Origin of the sequence: Streptomyces sp. G-G2 (assembly GCF_030063135.1) — a bacterium.
Taxonomy (GTDB): domain Bacteria; phylum Actinomycetota; class Actinomycetes; order Streptomycetales; family Streptomycetaceae; genus Streptomyces.
Genome location: NZ_JASISO010000002.1, coordinates 139,481 through 161,569 on the forward strand (window position 1 = coordinate 139,481; position 22,089 = coordinate 161,569).

Annotated in this window: 17 protein-coding genes and 2 tRNA genes; 9 read left to right on the forward strand and 10 right to left on the reverse strand. The window is 73.9% G+C overall.

Features of this window, described 5'->3' with window-relative positions:
• Positions 1 to 5: 5 nt before the first annotated feature.
• The 4 genes from QMF80_RS02200 to QMF80_RS02215 all read left to right on the forward strand — a co-directional run bounded on the left by QMF80_RS02200 (position 6) and on the right by QMF80_RS02215 (position 5,127).
• The gene (locus QMF80_RS02200; protein ID WP_283448948.1) at positions 6 to 2,429 is read left to right on the forward strand and encodes an SPFH domain-containing protein; all 2,424 of its coding nucleotides are present in this window, start codon (positions 6 to 8) and stop codon (positions 2,427 to 2,429) included.
• Between the two features lie 225 nt (positions 2,430 to 2,654).
• The gene (locus tag QMF80_RS02205; RefSeq protein WP_283448949.1) at positions 2,655 to 3,275 is read left to right on the forward strand and encodes a lytic polysaccharide monooxygenase auxiliary activity family 9 protein; all 621 of its coding nucleotides are present in this window, start codon (positions 2,655 to 2,657) and stop codon (positions 3,273 to 3,275) included.
• Between the two features lie 26 nt (positions 3,276 to 3,301).
• Positions 3,302 to 4,987: an AMP-binding protein gene (locus QMF80_RS02210; RefSeq protein WP_283448950.1), complete on the forward strand. Its 1,686-nt coding sequence runs from the start codon at positions 3,302 to 3,304 to the stop codon at positions 4,985 to 4,987.
• Between the two features lie 66 nt (positions 4,988 to 5,053).
• Positions 5,054 to 5,127 (forward strand) — tRNA-Lys (locus tag QMF80_RS02215).
• 90 nt (positions 5,128 to 5,217) lie between these two features.
• Here the strand turns inward: QMF80_RS02215 and QMF80_RS02220 are convergent.
• A complete protein-coding gene (locus QMF80_RS02220) occupies positions 5,218 to 5,976 on the reverse strand; it encodes an IclR family transcriptional regulator (RefSeq protein ID WP_283448951.1) in 759 nt (252 codons plus the stop codon).
• Between the two features lie 297 nt (positions 5,977 to 6,273).
• Here QMF80_RS02220 and QMF80_RS02225 point away from each other — a divergent pair, with 297 nt between their 5' ends.
• Entirely contained in the window at positions 6,274 to 7,380 is a 1,107-nt protein-coding gene (locus QMF80_RS02225; protein ID WP_283448952.1) for an LLM class flavin-dependent oxidoreductase, read from the forward strand.
• Positions 7,381 to 7,641: 261 nt separating this feature from the next.
• Positions 7,642 to 9,342 carry a glycosyl hydrolase family 18 protein gene (locus tag QMF80_RS02230; protein WP_283448953.1) on the forward strand — a complete coding sequence of 567 codons (1,701 nt, stop codon included), beginning with the start codon at positions 7,642 to 7,644 and terminating at the stop codon, positions 9,340 to 9,342.
• A gap of 135 nt (positions 9,343 to 9,477) precedes the next feature.
• Here the strand turns inward: QMF80_RS02230 and QMF80_RS02235 are convergent, their stop codons facing one another.
• Entirely contained in the window at positions 9,478 to 11,343 is a 1,866-nt protein-coding gene (locus tag QMF80_RS02235) for a putative bifunctional diguanylate cyclase/phosphodiesterase (RefSeq protein WP_283448954.1), read from the reverse strand.
• Between the two features lie 326 nt (positions 11,344 to 11,669).
• Here QMF80_RS02235 and QMF80_RS02240 point away from each other — a divergent pair, with 326 nt between their 5' ends.
• Positions 11,670 to 12,929, forward strand: a complete 1,260-nt coding sequence (locus QMF80_RS02240) for a M6 family metalloprotease domain-containing protein (protein WP_502962744.1) — start codon at positions 11,670 to 11,672, stop codon at positions 12,927 to 12,929.
• Positions 12,930 to 13,000: 71 nt separating this feature from the next.
• Here QMF80_RS02240 and QMF80_RS02245 read toward each other — a convergent pair.
• The 7 genes from QMF80_RS02245 to QMF80_RS02275 form a co-directional block, all read right to left on the reverse strand.
• Positions 13,001 to 13,074, reverse strand: a tRNA-Lys gene (locus QMF80_RS02245).
• Positions 13,065 to 13,715 carry a bifunctional DNA primase/polymerase gene (locus QMF80_RS02250; RefSeq protein WP_283448956.1) on the reverse strand — a complete coding sequence of 217 codons (651 nt, stop codon included), beginning with the start codon at positions 13,713 to 13,715 and terminating at the stop codon, positions 13,065 to 13,067. Before QMF80_RS02250 ends, QMF80_RS02245 begins: the two co-directional genes overlap by 10 nt.
• 168 nt (positions 13,716 to 13,883) lie before the next feature.
• On the reverse strand, positions 13,884 to 14,228 hold the full coding sequence (locus QMF80_RS02255; protein WP_283448957.1) for a DUF8844 domain-containing protein: 345 nt from the start codon (positions 14,226 to 14,228) through the stop codon (positions 13,884 to 13,886).
• A gap of 140 nt (positions 14,229 to 14,368) precedes the next feature.
• On the reverse strand, positions 14,369 to 15,709 hold the full coding sequence (locus QMF80_RS02260) for an AAA domain-containing protein (protein ID WP_283448958.1): 1,341 nt from the start codon (positions 15,707 to 15,709) through the stop codon (positions 14,369 to 14,371).
• Positions 15,706 to 17,289, reverse strand: a complete 1,584-nt coding sequence (locus tag QMF80_RS02265) for a hypothetical protein (protein WP_283448959.1) — start codon at positions 17,287 to 17,289, stop codon at positions 15,706 to 15,708. The genes QMF80_RS02260 and QMF80_RS02265 overlap by 4 nt, the downstream gene beginning before the upstream one ends.
• Positions 17,277 to 18,434, reverse strand: a complete 1,158-nt coding sequence (locus QMF80_RS02270; RefSeq protein WP_502962745.1) for a hypothetical protein — start codon at positions 18,432 to 18,434, stop codon at positions 17,277 to 17,279. Before QMF80_RS02270 ends, QMF80_RS02265 begins: the two co-directional genes overlap by 13 nt.
• Positions 18,376 to 19,260, reverse strand: a complete 885-nt coding sequence (locus QMF80_RS02275) for a phosphatase PAP2 family protein (protein ID WP_283448961.1) — start codon at positions 19,258 to 19,260, stop codon at positions 18,376 to 18,378. Before QMF80_RS02275 ends, QMF80_RS02270 begins: the two co-directional genes overlap by 59 nt.
• A 138-nt stretch (positions 19,261 to 19,398) precedes the next feature.
• Between QMF80_RS02275 and QMF80_RS02280 the strand changes: the two genes are divergently transcribed.
• Entirely contained in the window at positions 19,399 to 19,995 is a 597-nt protein-coding gene (locus QMF80_RS02280; RefSeq protein WP_283448962.1) for a histidine phosphatase family protein, read from the forward strand.
• A 21-nt stretch (positions 19,996 to 20,016) separates the two neighbouring features.
• Here QMF80_RS02280 and QMF80_RS02285 read toward each other — a convergent pair whose 3' ends face one another.
• On the reverse strand, positions 20,017 to 21,375 hold the full coding sequence (locus QMF80_RS02285; protein ID WP_283448963.1) for an NsdA family TPR-like regulatory protein: 1,359 nt from the start codon (positions 21,373 to 21,375) through the stop codon (positions 20,017 to 20,019).
• 256 nt (positions 21,376 to 21,631) lie between these two features.
• Here QMF80_RS02285 and QMF80_RS02290 point away from each other — a divergent pair, with 256 nt between their 5' ends.
• Positions 21,632 to 22,048 carry a hypothetical protein gene (locus QMF80_RS02290; RefSeq protein ID WP_283448964.1) on the forward strand — a complete coding sequence of 139 codons (417 nt, stop codon included), beginning with the start codon at positions 21,632 to 21,634 and terminating at the stop codon, positions 22,046 to 22,048.
• Positions 22,049 to 22,089: the final 41 nt, after the last annotated feature.

Here is a 22,089-nt window from a genome sequence, read left to right on the forward strand (position 1 = left end):
CAACGATGTACCCCACGCGTACGACGTTCACGACGGGCACCATGGCGGTCCCCCCGGTCACCCCGGCCCCGACACCCCCCCGGCCCGCCACTCCGGGTCCGCTGCCGGTCGCCCGGGCGACCGCCCCGGCCGCGCCCCGGGCGGGCCTGCACACCCTGGCGGCCCCCCTCCCGCCCCCCACCGCCACGGCGCCGGGCCGCTGGTCCATGACCCCGCCGCTCCCCCCGGGCCCGACCCCCGAGGACACCCCCGCCCCGGCGACGGCCACGGCGTACGGGTTCACCCCGGTGGCGGCCTCCCCGATCGGCCCTCCCGCGACGGCGCGGCCGCGGGAGCCGCGGGTCGAAGAACGGCACCCGACGGGCCGGCCGCGGTACGCCGCCGCCGCGCCCCCGGTGTTCCCGGCCGACGCGCCCGTGACGGCGCGGCCGCAGGCGGCTCGGGCCGACGAGGCGGTGCCCGCGCGGCGGCCGTACGTCGCTGACCCGGGCCCGTTCACGGCCCGCCCCGCGGGGTCGCCGGAGCCGACGGACCCGCCCCTCGCGCCGAGCGGGGCCGGGCTCCCCGGGCCGGGGACCGGGGCCTTCGCGACGGCGCGGCCGGGCGCGCCCGGGGCCGACGAGGCCCCGGCTGCGGTGCCCGCGGCCCCCGCACCCCCGGCGGCCACGTGCGCCGCCCCGGAGCCGGAACTGGAACGGGAACCGGAACCGGAACCGGTCCGCACCGCGCCGGAGGCGGAGGGCGCGGGAGACCTCGCCCGGGGCGACGTACCCGCCGCGCGGGTCGAGGTCGGGGTCGAGGCGGCGCCCGCCATGGCCGGGCTCGGGCGGACCGCGGAACCGGACGCCGTATGGCCGCCCGCCCCCGGCGCGGCCCGCACGGTGCGCGGGCCCGGCATCACGTCCGGGGGCGCCGGCGACCCCGGAGCCCGGTTCGTCGACCCGCCCACCCCCCGCACCGCGTCCGAGGGCGCGTACCCGTGGACGGAGTCCGGACCGGAACTCGACCTCAGGGCCGAGGAGGCGTACCTCTGGGCCGACGGCGGGCCCGGGCCGGGCCACGAATCCGCCCCCGCGACCGCCCCGGCCCCGGACCCGGCGACCGCGACCGCCCCGGCGGCGCCCGGGACCACGTACCCCCGGACCGGTCCCGGATCGGAGCAGGGCGACGACGGCGCCGCACCGGCGGCCGAGCCCTGGGACGCGTACCCCTGGACCGACCCCGGGACGGGACCGGGCGACGCCCAGGGCGCCCCCGCCCCGCACGGGGTCGCGCACGTCGTGGCGCAGGCCGTGGCGCGGGGGATGGAGGACGATACCCAGGACCTGCCCCGGGTCAGCCTGCCGGGGCCCGCCGGGGCCGGGGTCGCCGAGGTGCCGGCCGGGCTGCCGTTCCGGGCCGCCGGCGCCGCCGCGGCGCGGGGGCCGGCCCGGCCCCGGCCCAGCCTCGGCGCCGGTCCCACGGGCGGGGCCAAGGCGACTGCCTCCGCCTCCGCCCTCACGTCCGCCTCAGCCCCCGGCCGCCGCGTCCCCCGCGGGGACGACCGGCTGCGGGAGGTCCGCGGGCCCGTCCTGCCCGGGTCCGTCGGCCTGCTCATCGGCGCCCTCGCCCTCGCCGGGTGCGCCGCCGTGCTCTGGCGGGCCGGGGCGCTGCCCCCCGCGCTGGTGGCGGCGTTCGGGGCCACGCCCCACCCGTACGAGGGGCTGCGTTCCTACCAGTGGCCCCCGCTCGCCTTCCTCGGCGTCGTCGCCCTGTTCGCCCTCGGCGGCCTCGGCCGGGGCCGTACCGGCCACGCCTGGGTGCTGACCCTGTTCGGCCGCTACCGCGGCACGGTCCGCCGCAGCGGTCTGCTCTGGGTCAGCCCCCTGCTGCTGCGCCGCCGGGTCGACGTACGCCTGCGGCACTGGCGCAGCGACCCGCTGCCCGCCGTCGACTCGGGCGGTCTCGCCCTCCAGGTCGTCGTGCAGGTGGTCTGGCAGATCAAGGACACCGCCCGGGCCGCCCTCGCCGTCGAGGACCACAGCGACTACCTCGCCGAGCAGGTCGAGTCCGCCATGGCCCGGGTGCTCTCGCAGCTCCCCGCCGACGCCTTCCACGAGGACGCCCCGACCCTGCGCGACGCGGAGGCGGTGGGTGACGCGCTGACCCGGATGCTGGCGGCCGAGACGGAGGCCGTGGGCATCGAGGTCTACTCGGCGCAGCCGACCCGGATCGAGTACGCCCCGGAGGTCGCCGCCGCGATGCGCCGCCGCCGGGTCGCCGCGATCGACGCGAAGCACCGGGACAGCGTGCTGACCTCGGTGGTCGACGCGGTCGACGACACCGTCAACCGGCTGACCTCCCGGGGTCTGGTGGAGTTGGACGACTACGAGCGCAAGGCACTGGTGAAGGACCTGACGGTGGCCTTCTACACGGGGCGCCCGGAGTAACCACCGCGTTCACGCGGACCCGGAGGGGCGGCCGGAGCCATCGGCCGCCCCTCCGGCGTGTCCGCTATCCGGGGCTGCCCGCATCGCGGGACGCCTGTTCGCCGATTGGTCTGGACATGGCCAACTCACGTCAATAATCTGGGACTTGGTCTAGACCGATTCAGGTACCGCAGTTCCCCACGCGTGCGCACGCTCACCGAACTCCCCCCACGTTCAAGGAGCATCATGCGTAACACCCGCATGCCCACCCGCACGCCCAGACGGGCCCGCGCCGCCGCGCTCGGTCTCGGCGTGATCCTCGGGGTGTCCGTGCTCAGCGCCCCCACCGCGAGCAGCCACGGGTACACCGACAGCCCCATCAGCCGCCAGAAGCTCTGCGCCAACAAGACCGTCGCCAACTGCGGCTCCATCCAGTGGGAGCCGCAGAGCGTCGAGGGGCTCAAGGGCTTCCCGGCGGCGGGCCCGGCCGACGGCCGGATATGTTCGGGCAACCACCCCGAGTTCGCGGAACTCGACGACCCGCGCGGCGGGACCTGGCCCACCACCAAGGTGACCAGCGGGCAGCCCTACAGCTTCCGGTGGCAGTTCACCGCGAACCACTCCACCACCGACTTCCGGTACTACGTCACCAAGAACGGCTGGGACCCCGCCAAGCCCCTCACCCGGGCCTCGCTCGACCCCCAGCCCTTCCTCACGGTCGCCTACAACGGGGCGCGCCCCGACATGACCACCGTCCACCAGGGCGTGATGCCGAGCGGCAAGACCGGTCGGCACATGATCCTGGCGGTGTGGACCGTCAACGACACCGCCAACGCCTTCTACTCGTGCTCCGACGTTCAGTTCTGACGTAACGTCAGCTAATCTCCGGCGGCATGCGGACGACGACACCCGAGACCGTCGCGGAACTCATGGCGCGCCAATGGGGCGACCACCGGCCCGGGCTGAGGTACGGAGACACCGTCCTCAGCCACCACCGGACCGCCCAGGAGGCCGCCGCGCGCGCCGCGCTGCTCGTCGACCTGCTGCCCCCGGGGGCGGAGCCGCACCTGGGGGTGCTGCTCGACAACACCCCCGAGTTCCCCTTCTGGCTCGGCGCGGCGGCCCTCGCCGGGGCCGCCGTCGCCGGGATCAACCCCACCCGGCGCGGGCCCGAGCTGGCCCGAGACATCCTGCACACCGACTGCCGGATCCTGGTCACCGAGCGGGCCCACCTGCCGCTCCTGCGCGGCCTCGACCTGCCCGGCGTCCGCGTCCTGGTCACCGACAGCGAGGAGTACGCCGACCTCCTCGCCCCCTACGCGGGCGCCGAGCCGGGCGGGGCTTCGCTGCGGCCCGGCGGCCCCGGTCCCGGCGACCGGCTGCTCCTTTACTTCACCTCCGGCTCCACCGGCGCCCCCAAGGCCGCGATCTGCACCCAGGGCCGGCTCGCCGCCGCCGGGGCCGCCCTCGTACGGCAGTTCTCGGTCACCCCCGACGACGTCCACTACATCTGCATGCCGATGTTCCACGGCAACGCCGTCATCGCCGACTGGCTCCCGGCCCTCGCCGCAGGCGCCTCGGTGGCGCTGCGCCGCCGCTTCTCGGCGTCCGCGTTCCTGGACGACGTACGGGCGTACGGGGCGACGTACTTCACCTACGTCGGGCGCGCGGTCCAGTACCTGCTGGCCACCGAGCCGCGCCCCGACGACCGGGACAACCCGCTGCGGCTCGGTTTCGGCACCGAGGCGGGGGCGGTGGACGCGGCCCGCTTCGCCGAGCGCTTCGGGGTCCGGCTGGTCGAGGGCTACGGCGCCACCGAGGGCGGCGCCTCCGTCCAGCGCACCCCGGACACCCCGGCGGGCGCCCTGGGCCGGGCGGGGGCCGGGAGCGACCTGGCCGTCATCGACCCGGAGACGGGCGCCGAGTGCCCGGCGGCCGTCTTCGACGGGCGGGGCCGCCTCGTGAACGGCGCCGCGGCCATAGGGGAGCTGGTCAACCGGGGGCGCAGCCTCTTCGAGGGGTACTGGCGCAACCCCGACGCGGAGGCGGCCCGGACCCGGGACGGCTGGTACTGGACGGGGGACCTGTTCTTCCGCGACGCCGAGGGCTTCCTCTACTTCGCGGCCCGCACGGACGACCGGCTGCGCGTGGACAGCGAGAACCTGGCCGCCGCGATGATCGAGAACATCCTGGCGCGCTGGGAGGAGGCGGCGGCGGTCGCCGTGTACGCGGTGCCGGACGAGGTGGCCGGGGACCAGGTGATGGCGGCCCTCGCGCTGCGGCCCGGGGCGGTCTTCGATCCGCGGGCGTTCGGGGCCTTCCTCGCCGCTCAGCCCGACCTGGGCACGAAGATGGCCCCGCGCTACGTCCGGGTGGTCGCGGACATGCCGGTCACGGCGACGAACAAGGTGCACCGGGTGGGGCTGCGCCGGGACGGTTTCCGGACCCCGGACCCGGTCTGGTGGCGTCCGGTACCGGCCGCGCCGGTCACGGGGTACCGCCCGCTGACCGCGGCGGACGTTTCCGGTCTCCTGGAGTCGTATACGGCCCAGTCCCGCGCGGACCTGCTGGGCCGGTGACCGGAGGCCGGTCGAAGGTGGTCGCGAGCACCCCTGGGGACCGGGTAATATTTTCTCTGCCAGCAGGCGCCGCTAGCTCAGTTGGTTAGAGCAGCTGACTCTTAATCAGCGGGTCCGGGGTTCGAGTCCCTGGCGGCGCACCTGTCCTTCGGGCGGTTTCCGGTTCACCGGGAACCGCCCGAAGTGTTTCCGCCCCTGTGCGTCCCTGGTCGTGCGCCGCCGGACCGGCCCTACAGCGTGAGCGACAGCAGCAGCGGCGCGGCCTTGCGGTTCAGCGCCTCCGCCGCGGCCCGCAGCCGGTGCGCGTGCTCGACCGGCATCGACAGGGCCAGGCACCCCACCGCCGACCCGGCCGTGATCGGCACCGCCGCGCAGACCGTGCCCACCGCGTATTCCTGCAGGTCCAGCATCGGGACCGTGGCGGGCTGGCTGTCCAGCTTCGAGAACAGGATCCGCTCGTTGGTGATCGTCTTCGACGTGAGCCGGGCGATCTTGTGCCGCGAGAGGTGGTCGCGGCGGCCGTTCTGGTCGAGCTGCGTCAACAGGCACTTGCCGACCGCGCTGGCGTGCGCGGCGGAACGGAAGTCGACCCACTCGTGCACCTTGGGGGTGCGGGGACTGTCCGCGAACTGCGTGATCCGTACTTCCCCGTCCACGTACCGGCTGATGTAGACCGCCGCCCCCACCGAGTCGCGCAGTCGGTCCAGGGTCTCCTGGAGCTTGTCCTGCAACGCCTGCTGCCGGTCCATGCCGGAGCCCAGGAGGACGAGCGAGTCACCTATCGCGTAGGCGCCGTCGGACACCTGCAGTACGTACCCCTCCCGCCGCAGCATGAGGAGCATGGGGGTGAGATGGGCCGAAGGCAGCCCCGTCTCACGGGCGATCTGTACGTCCGTCACGCCACCGGTGTGCCGTGCGATCGTTTCGAGTACGCGCAGCGCGTACTGCACCGAGTGGAACGGCGCGGTCGGCTCGGGCTTCAGCGCCACGGTTTTCCCCCTAGCAGGTTGTTACCGCTTGCTCTCACACGATAGCCACCAAGCGCCCCGCCCGGAGCGGCTGTTGAAGAGATTGATGGCTCAATTATGCCCCTGGACCAGTGGCTACCCAGTTGGCATATGCCACTGTCAACCGCCCTGTCCGGGTGTGCCGGGAATGCCCCGCACCCGTCCGCTGTTCGAACCCCTCGTACGGCCACGGCACCGGACGGATCCGGACGGGTCCTGGGGGTGGCGTGCACACGACGAGCGGCCGGACCGGCCGCCGACGACGACGGAGGAGCGAAGATGGCTGACACGGGGGACGGGGTGGGCGCGCCGGACGCGATCCGCGGAACCGTCCGCGGCTCGGCGCCGGTACCGCTGTCCGTACTGGACCTGGTCACCGTCGGCGCGGGCAGTACCGCCCACGCCTCGCTGCGCACCAGCGTGGACATCGCGAGGCTCGCCGAAGCGCGCGGCTACCACCGCCACTGGATCGCCGAACACCACTCCATGCCCGGGGTCGCCAGCTCCTCCCCGGCCGTGATCCTGGCGCACCTGGCCGCCCACACCTCGCGGATCCGGCTCGGCTCCGGCGGGGTCATGCTGCCCAACCACGCCCCGCTCGCGATCGCCGAGCAGTTCGGCACCCTGGAAGCGCTCGCGCCGGGGCGGATCGACCTGGGCCTCGGCCGCGCGCCCGGCACCGACGGGCGCACCGCCATGGCGCTGCGCGGCGGGGGCAGGCTCGACGAGGGCGCCGAGGACTTCCCGCGCCAGCTCGCCGAACTGACCCGGTTCCTCGACGACGACTTCCCCGACGGGCACCCCTACGCCCGGGTGCACGCCGTGCCCGGGCCGGTGCAGGGATCCCCCGCCCGGCCGCCGGTGTGGCTGCTGGGCTCCTCCGGTTTCAGCGCGAGTCTGGCCGGACAGCTCGGTCTCCCCTTCGCCTACGCCCACCACTTCTCGGCGGCGGGCACGCTGCCCGCGCTCGACCTCTACCGGCAGAGCTTCCGCCCCTCGGCGGTGCTGGCCGAGCCGTACGCGCTGATCGGGGTGTCGGCGCTGGCCGCCGACACCGCGGAGGCCGCCCACGCCCAGGTGCTCACCGGCGCGCTGGCGATGCTGCGGCTGCGGAGCGGGCGGCCGGGCCTGGTGCCGACCCCGCGGGATGCGGCGGCGTACTCCTTCAGCGCCCTGGAGCGGGAGTTCGTCGACAGCTGGCTCGCCACCATCGTGTACGGCACCCCGGACGAGGTCCGGGAGGGGCTGGACGGTCTGGTCAAGCGGACGGGTGCGGACGAGCTGATGCTGACCACGACCGGGCACAGCGGAGCGGCCCGCGTGCGGTCGTACGGGCTCGTCGCAGATGCGTACGGGATGCGTGCGGAGGGCGTGGAACCTGCCTGAGTAGCCGCGAACGGGGTTTGGCTGGTTTGTTGCCAAAACCTTGCGCGGGGATGACCTAAGGGGGCCTTAAACCGCTCGTCACCGGGGTGACGAGCGGTTTTTGTTATGCGATCAGGTCTCTGACGAGGGGATTTGTCGTCCAACTGGTCTAGTCCTTGTTTGGTCCAAACCATTGACGCGGCGTTGGAGTGATCGCTATCACTTCTCTCACCCGCAAGCTTTTCCACGGCTCTGCCCTCCCCCCGCCTCCGGAGGCCCCCCATGCACATCCGTAAACCGCTCATCGCGGCGGCCACCACGGCCGCTCTCGCCGCAGGGGTGCTCGCCACCTTCGCCGGCCTCGGCACCGCGCAGGCCGCGGACTCCACGACCACCGCAGCGACGGCCGGCGGTGGCGTCAAGATCGCCTATTACGACCAGTGGAGCGTGTACGGGAACGCCTTCTACCCCAAGCAGCTCGACACCCGGGGGATCGCGAGCAAGCTGGACGTCCTCAACTACTCGTTCGGCAACATCCACCCCACCAACCTCACCTGTTTCGAGGCCAACAAGGCGGCGGGTGACGACAACAACGCCGGCGCCGGTGACGGCGCGGGGGACTCCTACGCCGACTACCAGAAGTCCTTCAGCGCGGCCGACAGCGTCAGCGGCGTCGCGGACAAGTGGGACCAGCCGATCGTCGGCGTCATGAACCAGTTCAAGCAGCTGAAGGCGAAGTACCCGCACCTCAAGATCAACATATCGATCGGCGGCTGGACCTACTCCAAGTACTTCCACGACGCGGCGCTCACCGACGCCAGCCGCAAGAAGCTCGTCTCCTCCTGCATCGACCAGTACATCAAGGGCAACCTGCCGGTCGACGGGGGCTACGGCGGCGCGGGCAGCGCGGCCGGGATCTTCGACGGCATCGACATCGACTGGGAGTACCCCGGCTCCACCGGCGGCCACCTGGGCAACCACACCGGACCCGAGGACAAGGCCAACTACACGCTGCTGCTCAAGGAGTTCCGTGAGCAGCTCGACGCGTACGGCGCGGCCAACGGCGGCAAGAAGTACCTGCTGACCTCGGCCCTCCCGGCCGGCCAGGACAAGATCAAGTACATCGAGACGGACAAGATCGGCGCGTACCTCGACTACGCGAACATCATGACCTACGACATGCACGGCGCCTGGGACGGCGACGGGCCGACCTACCACCAGTCCCCGCTGCTGAACTCGGCCGCCGACCCGACCGACCCCATCGCGCCGGGCACCCAGAAGTACGGCATCAAGAACGCCATCGACTCCTGGCTCGACGGCAACGCGGCCTACGGCATCGCGGGCGGCTTCCCCGCCAACAAGCTGACCCTGGGCTACGAGTTCTACTACCGCGGCTGGAAGGGCGTTCCCGCCGGGACCGCCAACGGCCTCGCCCAGACCGCGACGGGCCCCTCCGCGGCCCGGCCCACCAGCCAGCAGGCGGGCATCGCCAACTACAAGGAGCTTGGCGGGATCGTCGACAACCCGGCCACCACCTTCTGGGACGACCAGGCCAAGGCCTCGTATTTCTACAAGGACGGCGAGTTCTTCACCGGCCTGAACCAGAAGTCCATCCAGGCCCGGGTCGACTACGGCAAGCAGCGCGGCCTGGCCGGCGCGATGATGTACTCGCTGCTCGGCCTGGACGACAAGACCACGCTGCTGAACCAGATCTCGGACGCCCTCGGCGGAACCACCCAGCCGCCGACCACCCCGCCGACGACGCCTCCCACGACCCCGCCGACCACGCCCCCGACCACGCCTCCCACCACCCCGCCCGCGGGCTGCGGTGCGGTCGCGGCCTACGTCGGCGGTGCCGTCTACACCGGTGGCAGCCAGGTCTCCTACGGCGGCCACAAGTGGCAGGCCCAGTGGTGGACGCAGAACGAGGTGCCCGGCACCACCGGCGCGTGGGGTGTCTGGAAGGACCTCGGCGCCTGCTGATCCCCCCACCCCGCGCCGAGCGAGCGCCGCCTCCGCCCTTCCCAGGGGCGGGGGCGGCGGTGTTCGCGGACCCGGAAGGCCGGTTCGGACGCTCGGTCGGTTCAGACGCTCGGTCGGCTCGGACGCTCGGCCGGTTCAGCGGGCGAGGTCCTGCGGGCGGGCGATGATCATCTCGGCGATCCGTTCCGGGGCCACCGCGCGGGAGTACAGCCAGCCCTGACCGGTGTCGCAGCCCACCCGGCGCAGCCGCGCCGCCTGCCCCGCCGTCTCCACGCACTCGGCGGTCACCGTCAGCCCCAGCCGGTGCGCCAGCTGCACCAGGGCCTCCACGATGGTCTCGTCGGCCGGGTTCGGGTGCGAGCCCTCCTCGTAACGGAAGCCCCGCACGAAGGAGCCGTCCAGCTTCAGCACCGAGACCGGCAGCCGGGACAGGTAGGCCAGGTTGGAGTAGCCAGTGCCGAAGTCGTCGATGGCGATCCGCACCCCCATGTCGCTCAGCGCCTGCAGGGCCTGGAGCGGCCGCCCGGCCGAGCCCATCACCGCCGACTCGGTCAGCTCCAGCTGGAGCAGCTGCGGCGCGAGCCCGGTCTCCGCCAGGATCTCCGCGACGTCGCCGACCAGGTCGGAGTCCCACACCTGGCGCACCGCGACGTTCACGGACACGAAGACCGGTGCGTCACTGGGGTGTTCGATCTGCCAGCGGCGCGCCTGGCGGCAGGCCGTCCGCAGCACCCACTGCCCCAACTGCACGATGGAACCGTCCTCTTCGGCGATCCCGATGAACCGATTCGGCGTGAGGGTCCCGAACTGCGGGTGGTTCCAGCGCACCAGGGCCTCCACGCCCCGCACCACCCCGCTCTCCAGGTCCACCAGCGGCTGGTACTCCAGCACGAACTCGTCGCGCTCCACCGCCGGCCGCAGCGTCGAGGACAGGGCCTGGCGGGTCATCCGATGGGCGTTGCGCTCCGGGTCGAAGAGGGTCCAGCGGGCCTTGCCGTCCTCCTTCGCCCAGTACAGCGTGGTGTCGGCGGCCTGCATCAGCGCCGTCGCCGAGGTCCCGGCCGCCACCCGCTCCACCACCCCGATGGAGGCCGACACCGACAGCCGTTGCCCGGCCAGGTCGAACGGCTCCTGTACGGCGGCCAGCGCCGAGCGGGCCAGGTCCGCGAGCTGCTCGGTGCCCGTGGAGTCCTCCACGAGCAGGGCGAACTCGTCGCCGCCGAGCCGCGCGACCAGATGGCCGCCCGTACGCCCGTAACCGGACTGGTCCGCGCACTGGGCGAGCCGGGCCGCGACGGCGGTCAGCAGCCGGTCGCCGACCCGGTGGCCCAGGGTGTCGTTGACCGCCTTGAACCCGTCGAGGTCCAGGTAGCACAGGCCGATCCGGCCGGTGCCCCCGCGTTCGTAGGAGGGGCTCTCCAGGGCGGCCGACAACCGCTCGAAGAACAGCGCCCGGTTGGGCAGCCGGGTCACCGGGTCGTGCATCTGGAGGTGCCGCAGCCGGGCCTGGAGGTCGCGCCGGTCGCTGATGTCGGCGACCGACAGCAGGACGTCCCCGCTGCCCGGTACGGGCCCCAGCGTGACCTCGGTCCACAGCGAGTGCCCGTCGGGGTGCTTGAGCCGCCGGGTGCAGCGCAGCCGGGCCTGGCGCCCGCGCAGCACCTCGCGGTAGGCCTGCCAGGTCCGGGCCTCGGCGGCCAGGTCGACCAGATCGGCCGCGGACCGCCCGTCGAGGTCGTGGGCCTCGGTGCCGAGCAGCCCGGCGAGGGCCGAGTTGGCGGCGACGACGAAGCCGTCGCGGTCGACGACGGCCATCGCGAGGTGGGCCGCGTTGAACGCGGCCCGGTAGTCGCGCAGTTCGGATCCGCTCCGGCCCACCGGGGTCCGGCCGGGGCCGCCCGGGGACGTGGTCGACGCCGCAGGCACTGCCGGGTGACGCTCCGTGACGGTCGGTCGGATGCTGTCGGCCGCCGAACCGGTTCCTTCTGGGGTTCCGCTCACCGTTCGCTCCCGCAGTGCTCGTGGTGTCCGTGCAGGAAAGTGTGCCGATCATAGAGGCTGCCGGGAGGCCCTATCCAGCGGCGCCGCCGCGACGACCCCTCCGCTTCGGCGTGCTGACGGTTCGTCCGCCCCCTGTCGCCCGATCGTTTCTGCGCGGCTGTGAGCGCGCGGAGTCCGTGTGTGACCTCGGCTGACCGATCGTGACGTTCCGTAGACACAGATGAATATGCGCGTAAAGCCGCGGGGTCACCGGGATGCCGTACCGCTCACTCGTGTGGGGCAGCGGAACAGGACATTAGTAAGACAATCGCCGCAAGGTGGGTGGGATGTTACGAAATCCACCACCGGAGGTCGATGTGCCGCGACAGCAGACACCCGGGGGAGTGGAGCGCGCGCGCAGTGCCGCGGCCGCCCTCACCTCCCTCGCGGCCATCGCCGCGATCTCGCTCGTCGCGGGTCCGGCGGTGGCCGATTCCGGGGCCGGGCCGTGCGCGCTCACCCGAACGGCGTCGCACCACTCGCTGGGCCTGGACACCTGGAACGGCGACTACCCCAAGCCGGAACGTTCCCTCAACGCCCTGATGGTCTTCCTGTCCTTCCCGGACTTCCGGCCCGTCACCACCCCCGACCAGCTGACGGCCGATTACTTCCCGGCCACCAGCCAGTTCTTCGAGCGGGCCTCGTACGGCCGCTTCCAGCTGGTCCCGCACCCGCAGCGGCACTGGATGCAGATGCCCAAGCCGTCCACCGCCTACGGGATGCAGCGTGACTGGGCCCCCGAGGCGCGGGCTGCCTACGTGCGCGACGCCGTCGCCACCGCCGACCCCGAGGTGGACTTCAGCGCGTACGACATCGTGTACTTCGTCGCCGACCCGGACGCGCCCGGGGTGGACTCCGACGCCACCAAGGTCGTCAACTTCGACCGGCCGATCCGGGCCGACGGCACCGATCTGCGGCGGATCGTCACCGTCTTCGAGAAGCACCCGCCGGACCGCAACGTCCTGGCGCACGAGACCGGGCACGTCTTCGACCTGCCGGACCTCTATCACCGGCCCAACGACGGCAAGGGGGACTGGGACACCTACGTCGGCGACTGGGACGTGATGGGGAGCCAGTTCGGGATGGCCCCGGACCTGTTCGCCTGGCACAAGTGGAAGCTGGGCTGGCTGGGCCCCGGCCAGGTGGACTGCGTGCGCGGCGGCACCTCCCTGCACACCCTCCAGCCGCTGGCCCAGGCACCGCAGCGGGGCGGCTCGGTCGGAACCCGGCTCGCGGTCGTCCGTACGGGCCCCGGCACCGCGATCGCCATCGAGGCGCGGGGCTCCGCGGGCAACGACGGGCACACCTGCACCGAGGGCGTCCTGGTCTACCGGGTGCGCAACGACCCCGCGTCGGGCGGCGGCCCGATCGAGGTGGTGGACGGGCATCCGCACACCGACGCCTGCTGGGGCCGCTCGGTCTACCCGCCGCTCGCGGACGCGCCGCTGGAGGTGGGCGAGACGTTCACCGTGCCGGGGGAGCGGATCACCATCGAGGTCGCCGACCGGACCCAGTCCGGCGCGTACACGGTGAAGATCACGAGCTAGTGCCGCGTCCGGCGGTGCCGCGTCCGGACACGAAGAAGGCCCCCACTCGCGTGGGGGCCTTCCTCCGTCTGTGCGCCGCCAGGGACTCGAACCCCGGACCCGCTGATTAAGAGTCAGCTGCTCTAACCAACTGAGCTAGCGGCGCTTGCTGACGTCGTAGACATTAGCATCCGGATCGGCCGAAGGAAAAATCGATATCCGCAGGTCCGGTGCCGACTCGGCGCCGCCGCCGCGGGCGGCCCGCACGCAGGCCCACAGCAGGGCCTCGGGCCCCGGGAGCCAGGGGAGCCGGGTGTCCGGGGCCACCAGCCAGCGCGAATGCCCCGGCGCGGCGCCGGGCGCGGCGGCCAGCGCCGGTACGGTCACCGCGTCGCCCCGGCCGTGGCAGAGCGGGGCGGGCGCGGTGGCGTGGGCCCCGCCGTCGGCCCCGCCGCCGCGGGCCTCCCCCCACTCCTCCCACGCGAGCAGCGCGGGCAGCCGGTGGGCCGTGCCGGGCGTGGCGAAGAGCAGCGTCCGGCCGCGGTGCACGGCCACCGGCCCGGACCCCGGGCCCTCGCTCCAGAGCAGGTCCAGCATCCGGCGCCCGAAGACCGCGGGCACGTTGACGACGTCGAAGGCGCTGCCGCAGGGGAGCACCGCGGGGGCGGTGGGCCTGCTCTGCCACAGCGTGAGGGTGCTGTGCGGGTAGGGCGAGGCGGAGGCGAGCCAGGCGGCGCCCTGCGGGGTGACGTGGGTGGCGGGTGCGTGGAGGGTGGGGCAGCCGGTAGCCGTCGTCATCGTGGTCATGGGGAAGGTCTACCGGCCGTGGCGCTCCGGTTCCCGGGAGTTACGGGAAACCAGGACACGGCGGGGCGGGCTGGGGTATCTTGCGCTGCGCATATGCCAGAACGGATGTACGGGTGCGGGCGGATGCGTGGGTGGACGGGGGCGCGGTGCGGCCGGGACCGCCGCCCGCTAGCGGTCCTCGGCGGCGCCCCGCAGCAGTGCCTCGCCGAACTCGATCATCTTCTCGGCGTAGTCCTCGGACCACTGGGCGCGCTCGCCGATCACCGCCGCCGAGAGGCGGTCGAACCGTCGCGGGTCCGCCAGCTGGGCGGCCGCCATCGCCTGGAACTCGACGGCCCGGTCCTGCGCCGCCCGGAAGGCGAGCGCGAGTTCGGTGGCGCGGGCCAGCAGTTCGCGCGGGTCCTCGATCGACTCGAGGTCGAAGAAGTGCTCGGGATCCGTGGCGGCTTCCGAGGGCTCGAAGAGCAGCGGAGCGGGCCGCAGCCTCCGCTCGGTGCGCTCGGGCTCTGCCATGCGTGTCCTCCTGCTTCGTGGACGGATTCCTTCCGGGCCACCGTCCATTGTCCAGCGCCGCGCAAGCCCGCCCCAAGGCCCCCCGCCCCGGGAACGCCCGTACGAACGTCCCGGGCGCGGGCCGTGCTCACGGCCCGGGGCTACGGCTTCCAGGGGACGCGGTGTTCCGCGAGGTGGGCCAGGACCGAGTGGTTGGCCTCCCAGCCGTCCGGGAACTTCATGGTCACGCCCAGCTGGACCGGTTCCGTCGAGGGATGGTCGTCCAGCAGGCGCGCTATGCCCGCGCGGGCCACCACCACGCAGGCGTGCCGGTGGCGGGAGGCCAAGACGCACAGGCGGCCCGTCTCCAGGTGGAAGGCCGTCGCGTCCGGGCGGCCCGACAACGGGTGCAGGACCACGGTGAGGTCGTACTCGCGCCCCTGGAGCCGGTTCGCGGTGTCCACCGTCACCCCCGTGACCCCCAGCCCCGCCAGGGCGGCGCGGACCGCCGAGGCCTGGTCGCGGTGGGCCGTGCCGACCGCGATCCGGTCAGCGGTCAGCGCCGCCGGGCCCGGGCTCCGCTCGTCCGAGGTCACCGCGCCCCGGTCCAGGGCCCGGCGGACCACCAGGGCCACCGCCCCCACCGCCTCCGGGTCCGTGCGCGGGGTGTGCCGGGCGGGCAGCTCCAGCAGGCCCCACCCGGACTCGGCGGCCTCGTCGAGGACCCGGTCCGGGCCGGACCCGTCCGAGGGCACGCCGTACGAGAGCCGCCGGTCGCCGTGGTCCGTACCGCTGCGGAACCGGGTGTACGGGTAGAACGCGCGCGACACCAGCGGCGCGGCCGACGCCGGGAGCCGCCACGACACCGGCAGCCGGTGCTGCGGCAGCCGCGGATTGTGCGCCAGCAGGGTGGAGACCGCCGAGGCGGAGGGGTCGTAGGACAACCCCGCCCACTGCTCGGCGCCGACCACGCTGAACGGGTCCAGCTGGCCCGGATCGCCCACGAACAGCGCCCGTTCGAACAGTCCGGCCACGGCCAGCAGCGCGTCGGAGCGCATCTGGTACGCCTCGTCGACGATCGCGTGCTCCCACGGCTCCACGCCCTGTGTGTGCGCCCACTTCGCCGCCGTCGAGATGACGATCGGGAGGTCGCCCAGGTCGCCCGCCTTCGCGGACAGCGTCACCGACGGCAGCTCCAGCAGCGCCTTGTCGTAGGCCTCGCCGTCACTGCTGTGCAGGCGGCCCACCCGCAGCTCCGGGTCCTTCTCGGCGAGGCGCAGCACCAGGTCGTCCACCTGCGCGTTGGTCTGCGCCACGATCATCGTCCGGCGCCCGGCGGCGGCCAGTTCGCGGGCCGCCCGCACCACCAGGGTGGACTTCCCGGCCCCGGGCGGGGAGTCGACGACCACGCCCCGCTCGGCGCCGTGCAGCGTGTCGCGCAGGATCGCCTCGGTGGCCCGGGCCGCCGCGGCGGCCGGATCGACGGTGCTGGTCGCGCTCACAGGATGTCCTCGTCGGTCACGGCGTCGGCATGGGCGGCGGGGGCCCCGGATCCGGGCGGCCCGCCGTGCGTCCACGGGGTGTGCTCCGGGTCGGGCAGCTTCGGGCCGCCCCGCGCGTCGTGCTCGAACAGGGTCCAGCACACCCGGTCGCCCTTGCCCGGCACCGAGCCCGCGTCCGGTTCCCTGCCGCGCCCCATCTTGTCCAGCAGCCGCAGCACGAGCAGCCCGTCCCCGCGGGGACCGGCGTACCCGACGAACTCGGCCGACTGCGGGCGCCCGTCCAGCGCCCGGTACACCTTCGCCCGGCCGCCGTCCTCGGGCAGCTGCGGCCGGTCCTCCGTCGCCACCGTCACCAGCGGGCGGGGGCTCGGCCGCTTGGACTCCGTCCACTCCATGACCACCTCGGTGACCTCGCCCGTGAAGGCCTCGCCCGCCAGCCGCCGTCCCGCCATCACGAGGGGGTCGTCCAGGGCCTCCTGGGCGTCCACCCGGACCTGCTCGGTCTCGCGGGTGGCCAGCTTCTGGGCCGCCGTCACCGCGTCGTCACGGCGGGGCTGCGGCGGTTCACCCGCCCGGACCCGGTCCCGGTGGCCGGTGTACGACCAGCGGTCACGGGTCCAACGCTGCTCCGCGTACGCCCCTTCGGGCAGGGTGCGCAGCAGGTCCAGGGACCGCCACACCGCGTCCCAGGTGGGCCGAAGCTGGGCCTCGACCAGGTCCCGTACCGCGCGTTCCGTCCGCTCCACCGCCTCCGCGACCCGCGGCTCGGCGGCGCGGGCCGCGTCGAACCGGGCCATCGCGGGGGCCAGCAGCCGGTTGTCGAAGGCCGGGTCGGTGGCCGGGCCCGCCGGGGGCACCAGCAACTGCCCGTCCCGGTCGCGCTCCAGCTCCGCGCGCAGCGCCGCCCGCGCGCCGGAGGTCCCGTCCGGCGGGTCGATCCAGGCCAGTAGCGCGCCGAGGTGCTGGTCCTCCAGACTGCTCTGCCCGCTCGCCCAGTGCCGGGCCAGCAGTTCCGTCGCGGACAGCAGCATCGAGGACCCGGGCACCCGGGACCGCTCGCCGAGGTGGGTGAACCAGCGGCCCAGCAGCGGCACCCGTGGCGGCGCCGGATACGGAGCCTCGGGGTCCTCCTCGGCCGTACGCCGGAACCGCATCGACCGCCCGAGCAGCCGGACGTACTCCACGCCCGCCCGGCTCGGCACGATCAGCTGCGGGGCGTCCGCGCACAGCTCGGTCGCCACCTTCACTTTCTTGCCGCTCTCCGGATCCGTCTCGGTCCGCTCGGCGGCCTCCACGGCGTCCGCATACCCGTCCAGGTACGGCAGCACCACGTCGGCCAGCTCCGCCAGGAACTCCCAGCGCAGGTTCCGGTCCCGCGGCTGCGCGACGACCAGCAGCCGCGGCTGCGCCCGGTCCGTACCCACCAGCGCGCCGAGCGGCGCCCCCGCCTCACCGGCCGTGGTCAGGGGTACGCACACCAGCGGGCGCTCGCCCAGGTGCCGGTGCCGTACGGTCGCCAGCGGCTGCGCCCGCCCCGCGCGGACGGCCTCCAGCCGGGCCAGGGTGCTCAGCAGGGGCATGCGGCTTCCTCCCGCGCGGTGCGTGCGGGCGCCTGCTCCAGGGCCTCGGCGCGCAGCCGGGCGGCCCGGTGCAGCGCCGCCGAGGTCGGGTCGTCGGCCGGGCCCGTCCCGGCGGCGGCCGCCAGCGCCGCGCCGACCGTGGTGAACGCGCCCAGTTCCCCGCGTACGGAGCGGCCGAGCGCGGTCACCGCGTCTGCCGCGCGGGACCTCTCCCGGCAGTGGAACGCCAGCTCGCAGGCGGCCAGGCAGTCAGGGGCGTAGGCGGCGTCCACCGCCTCCACCGCCTCGGCCAGCTCCTCGGCGGGCCGGGCCGGATCGAAGCTCAGCCCGGCGGGCAGGGCCGCGGCCAGCTCCTCGACCCGGGTGAGCCGGTCCAGCTGGCGCGCGGTCACCGCGCGCTGCTTGCGGATGTCCACGACGGAGGCGGTGGGCAGGTTGGAGAAGTCCTTGGGGCAGACCAGCAGCGTCGTGTGACCGACGACGGCGCCCTCCAGCACGGCCGCGACCCGCTCCAGGGCGAGCACGTACACGGCGGACTGACGGGCGGCGGCGCCGACCTTCGCCGCGTCCGCGGCCCCGTCGATCATCGGGAAGGACTTGATCTCGACGACGGTCCAGCGCCCGTCGGGATGCACCACGACCGCGTCGGGCTCCAGGTAGGCGGGCGACCCGGCGACCTCCAGCGCGAGCATCGGATGGTCGAGCAGGGTCCAGGCCGCGGCCACCGTGGCCTCGCGCAGGGCGAGCGCGGTCCGGGCGGCGCGGCCCTCGGGACCGGCGGCGGTGAGGTCGGGGACGTGGGGCCGCCGGGTCGGCGGCTCGGCCCCCGCGCCGAGGTGCTCGTGCACCAGGCGCAGCAGTTCGGCGCCGCCGTCGCCCTTGACCTTGGCTTCGAAGGAGTTCCCGCGGATCATCGCGAACTGCGACTGGCCGAAGGCGGCCGGTGAGCCGAGCGCCGAGGCCAGCGCCGTCTTGTCCACCCCGGCGCCGTCGAGCAGGGCGCGTCTGCCGCAGCCGGGGTTGGCGGCGAGGGCCGCCAGCGCCCGGGCGTCGAGCGGGCGGGGCGGCACGGCGGGGCCGCGCAGATCAGCGAGCCGTTGCCGGAGCGTCGTCTGCGGGGGGCCGCTGGGCGGGAAGGAGCTCACCCGCGGAAGTCTCCCATCCGCCACTGACAATCGTGGACTTACGGCGGAAACCGGAGACGGCGGACTCCGTCGCGGGCGCGCGGGCAGCGGCGGCGGCCCGGCGCTCGCCGAGCCGTTCCAGGGACAGCGCGAACAGGAACCCGGCGCCCATGACGCCCGCCCCGGCGGCGGCGTCCAGGAAGTAGTGGTTCGCGGTGCCCATCACGACGAGGGTGGTGACGAGCGGGTACACCGCGCCCAGGACCCGCAGCAGCGGGTGGCGCCCGTACCGCCACAGCAGCACTCCGCACCACAGGGCCCAGCCGACGTGCAGGCTCGGCATCGCCGCGTACTGATTGGTGAAGGAGCCCATCCCGCGCGGCGCGCTGGCCTCCGCGCCCCACCAGCCGTACGCGCTGTACTGGGCCATGGTGTCGTGGAACCCGTGCGCCAGGCCGAGCAGCCGCGGCGGGCAGGTGGGCATCAGGGCGAAGCCGACGAGCCCGAGGAGGGTGGAGGAGACCAGCCAGGTCCGGGCGGTGCGGTAGTGCTCGGGGCGTCGGTGGTACATCCAGAGCAGCACGGCCGGGGTGATCAGGTAGTGCAGCGAGGCGTATATGAAGTCGGCGGGTATGCCGAGCCACGCGTGCTCGGTGAAGAGCCGGTTGAGCGGGCTCTCGAAGTCGAGGAGCAGGGCCTGCTCGAAGCGCAGGATCGCCATGCCGTGGTCGACGGCGAGCTGAACGTCGCCCCGGGCCAGGAGTCGGCCGCCCGAGTAGGCGCCGTAGACGAGCCCCAGGAGCAGCAGTTCGGCCCACCACCGGGTGGGCCGTCGCCAATTAGTCATACGGTGTAAGACGCGGATGAGCACCCGGAGGTTGCCCGGAGTCCATGTGATGGATGATGACCTGAAGACAGAACCATATGATCCACAGCACAAGCACCACAATGGCTGGTGAACTCTCATGGACCGGGAGAAAAAGACATGGCCCCCCGCATCCTGCTGGCCCGCCACGGACAGACCGCATGGTCGCTGTCCGGCAAGCACACGGGACGTACGGACATCCCGCTGCTGGAAGAGGGGAAGCGGGGCGCGAAGCTGCTCGGCGAGCGCCTGGCCCGCCACCCGTGGGCCGGACTCCCGGGCGTCGAGGTCCGCACCAGCCCGCTGATCCGCGCGAGCGAGAGTTGTGACCTGGCCGGGTTCGGCCTCCAGGCGGAGGCCTGGGACACGCTCATGGAATGGGACTACGGCGACTACGAGGGCATGACCCCGGCCGAGATCCACGCGATCCAGCCGGGCTGGCTCATCTGGCGCCACGGGGCACCGGGCGGCGAGAGCGTCGCCGACGTCTCCGCGCGGGCGGACGAGGTGGTCACCTGGGCCCGCTCGTCGGAACGCGACGTACTCGTCTTCGCCCACGGCCACATCCTGCGCACCCTGGCCGCCCGCTGGCTCGGGATGGACGCCTCCTTCGGCGCCCGCATCAAGCTGGATCCGACCTCGCTGTCGGTCCTCGGCTGGGCCTACGGCGCCCCGGCGCTGGAGCGCTGGAACGACACCGGGCACCTGGACGCGTAGCGGAGCCCCTCCCGCAACCCGTCAGGCCGAGGCGTGGCGGGTCAGGAAGGCGCCCACGCGCGGTGAGCGCTGGTGCGGGACCAGGGCGCGGGCCGTGTGGGCCAGCATCGACTGGACCCGGGTCGAGCGGACCTCGGCCAGCAGGTCCAGGACCCGGTGCCCCGCCCAGGCGGCCTCGTCGGGGGCCCCGGCCCGGGCCAGGTCGTCGGCCAGCTCCGCGGTGTAGAGGGCCACGTTCCGGGCGAAGTGCGGGGCTTGGAGGTCGGCGGCCCGCCGGGCGTGCCGGGCCGCCCGGGAGTACTCCTCGAGCGCCGCCCAGCAGCGCGCCTCCAGGAACTCCAGCTCCGCCTCGCCGAAGAAGGACATCCACTCCGGGTCGGCGGCGGAGGGGCCCCGCGAGAAATGGGTGTGGGCCCGGGTCAGGGCGTCCTCGCAGGACCTGCGCTCGGCCATGCCGGCCCAGCCGCCCGCCTCGCGCAGGGCCAGCAGGGACAGCAGCCGGGGGGAGCCGAGGTTGCGGGCCGCGCGCGCCCCGGCCTGGGCCGCGCGGACGGACTCGCGGGGGCGCCCGCAGTCCCCGGCCAGGAAGGCCGCGTTGCTGAAGGCGTGCGCCTCCAGGCCCGCGTCGCCCGAGACCCGGGCGGTGGCGAGGGCCTCCGCGTAGTGCGAGCGGGCGTCCTCGAACCGCCCCGAGTCGTGGGCCAGCCAGCCCACCGAGACGGCCAGTTCCCCGGCGCCCGCGTGCAGCCGGTCCTCGGTGGACTGCCGGGCGGCCCCGGCGTCCAGCAGGGCATAGGCGGTGCGCAGCGGTTCGGCGGCCTTGCGGTAGAGGCTGTCCGCGCCGTGCCGGTCGTCCAGGAGGCGGATCTGGCGCACCGCGTCCTCGACGGCCTCGGCCTCGGCGTCACCGGCTCGGGAGGGGAACCGGCGGTTGTCGGCGAGCAGCGTGAGGTTCAGGGTCGCGGCCGCCGCCACGGTCGCGGAGCCGCCCGCCATGAATGCGCGACGCAACACGTCGCTCTCCTTGGAGAAATGCGTGAAGCCTGGGAACAGGGACAGGGATGGTGCGGGGATCCGCGGTGCGGGCATCCGGGGTGAGGGGATCCGGTGCGCGGCCCGGCCGCGTACCGCCTCGCGGGGTGAGAAGCCCAGATCGGTGAGCGTACGCCCCGGGAACATGTGGAGGAACACGCGCTCGTAGGCGTAATTGGGACAACGGATCTCTCCCGACTCGACCCGGCCGATGTAGCGGGCGTCGCAGGAAACCGTTTCTCCGATTTCCTTCGCCGCCCGGCGCACCACGGCCGCGAACTCGGCGGGAGAATGCCGCCCCCTGAGCCGCCGGAACGATGAGTTGGGTGAGTGGGGGGACGCCGCCATGGACGTGGCCTCTCTGGCGAGGGACGCTGCCGGTGATCTGCTGGGCCCGGCGAGCACGAACGTACCGCCAGCGGGGGCGGGCCCACACGGTGTTTGCCTACAAAACGGATATCTCACCCGCGATCCGCCATGAACTGCCATCCTTTGCGGCGTCCTGCCGCCGCACCCGTTGACGGCCCCGTGCGTTGAACCATGCGGACCGGGAGGCGAGTCCGGGTACGCGCATCGAGGAGGGGTTCCCTTGTTGGAGGGCGGCATGGAGAGCAGTGGATCGAACACCGCGACCGAGCCTGGCAGGGCCCCGGCCGGAACGCAGGCCCCGGCCCCGGACCTGGTGACCGTGCCCACGCGGCAGGGACTGGAGGCGGTCGACATCATCCGCCGCGCCGCGAGCCGGGACAGCGGGGTCGGACCCGTGATGCACGACGGGTCCGGCGACACCCTCGGATTCCTGGTACCCCCCGGCACCGCCGACGCCTGGGACCTGCCGGGCAGCGCGTGTACGCAGACCAACGGGCGCGGCACCCGGTTCTTCGGCGAATCCCCCGCCGCGGGCGGCACCGGCTGGCTGCTGCCCCCGGACTCCACCGGTCCGGTCACCGATCCCGAGGTCCTGCGGGCGGCGCTCGGCGAGGCGGCCCGGCTGATCGAGGCCGCCGACAACTGCCGCTGAGCCACCGGCCCGGGCCGGTGAGCTGGGACGACGCCATAATG

Coding starts and splice junctions, on each gene's coding strand:
- QMF80_RS02290 (WP_283448964.1), top strand. CDS start 21,632: ATGGAGAGCAGTGGATCGAACACCGCGACCGAGCCTGGCAGGGCCCCG.
- QMF80_RS02240 (WP_502962744.1), top strand. CDS start 11,670: ATGTTACGAAATCCACCACCGGAGGTCGATGTGCCGCGACAGCAGACA.
- QMF80_RS02200 (WP_283448948.1), top strand. CDS start 6: ATGTACCCCACGCGTACGACGTTCACGACGGGCACCATGGCGGTCCCC.
- QMF80_RS02225 (WP_283448952.1), top strand. CDS start 6,274: ATGGCTGACACGGGGGACGGGGTGGGCGCGCCGGACGCGATCCGCGGA.
- QMF80_RS02250 (WP_283448956.1), bottom strand. CDS start 13,715: ATGACCACGATGACGACGGCTACCGGCTGCCCCACCCTCCACGCACCC.
- QMF80_RS02230 (WP_283448953.1), top strand. CDS start 7,642: ATGCACATCCGTAAACCGCTCATCGCGGCGGCCACCACGGCCGCTCTC.
- QMF80_RS02210 (WP_283448950.1), top strand. CDS start 3,302: ATGCGGACGACGACACCCGAGACCGTCGCGGAACTCATGGCGCGCCAA.
- QMF80_RS02205 (WP_283448949.1), top strand. CDS start 2,655: ATGCGTAACACCCGCATGCCCACCCGCACGCCCAGACGGGCCCGCGCC.
- QMF80_RS02280 (WP_283448962.1), top strand. CDS start 19,399: ATGGCCCCCCGCATCCTGCTGGCCCGCCACGGACAGACCGCATGGTCG.
- QMF80_RS02275 (WP_283448961.1), bottom strand. CDS start 19,260: ATGACTAATTGGCGACGGCCCACCCGGTGGTGGGCCGAACTGCTGCTC.
- QMF80_RS02265 (WP_283448959.1), bottom strand. CDS start 17,289: ATGCCCCTGCTGAGCACCCTGGCCCGGCTGGAGGCCGTCCGCGCGGGG.
- QMF80_RS02255 (WP_283448957.1), bottom strand. CDS start 14,228: ATGGCAGAGCCCGAGCGCACCGAGCGGAGGCTGCGGCCCGCTCCGCTG.
- QMF80_RS02285 (WP_283448963.1), bottom strand. CDS start 21,375: ATGGCGGCGTCCCCCCACTCACCCAACTCATCGTTCCGGCGGCTCAGG.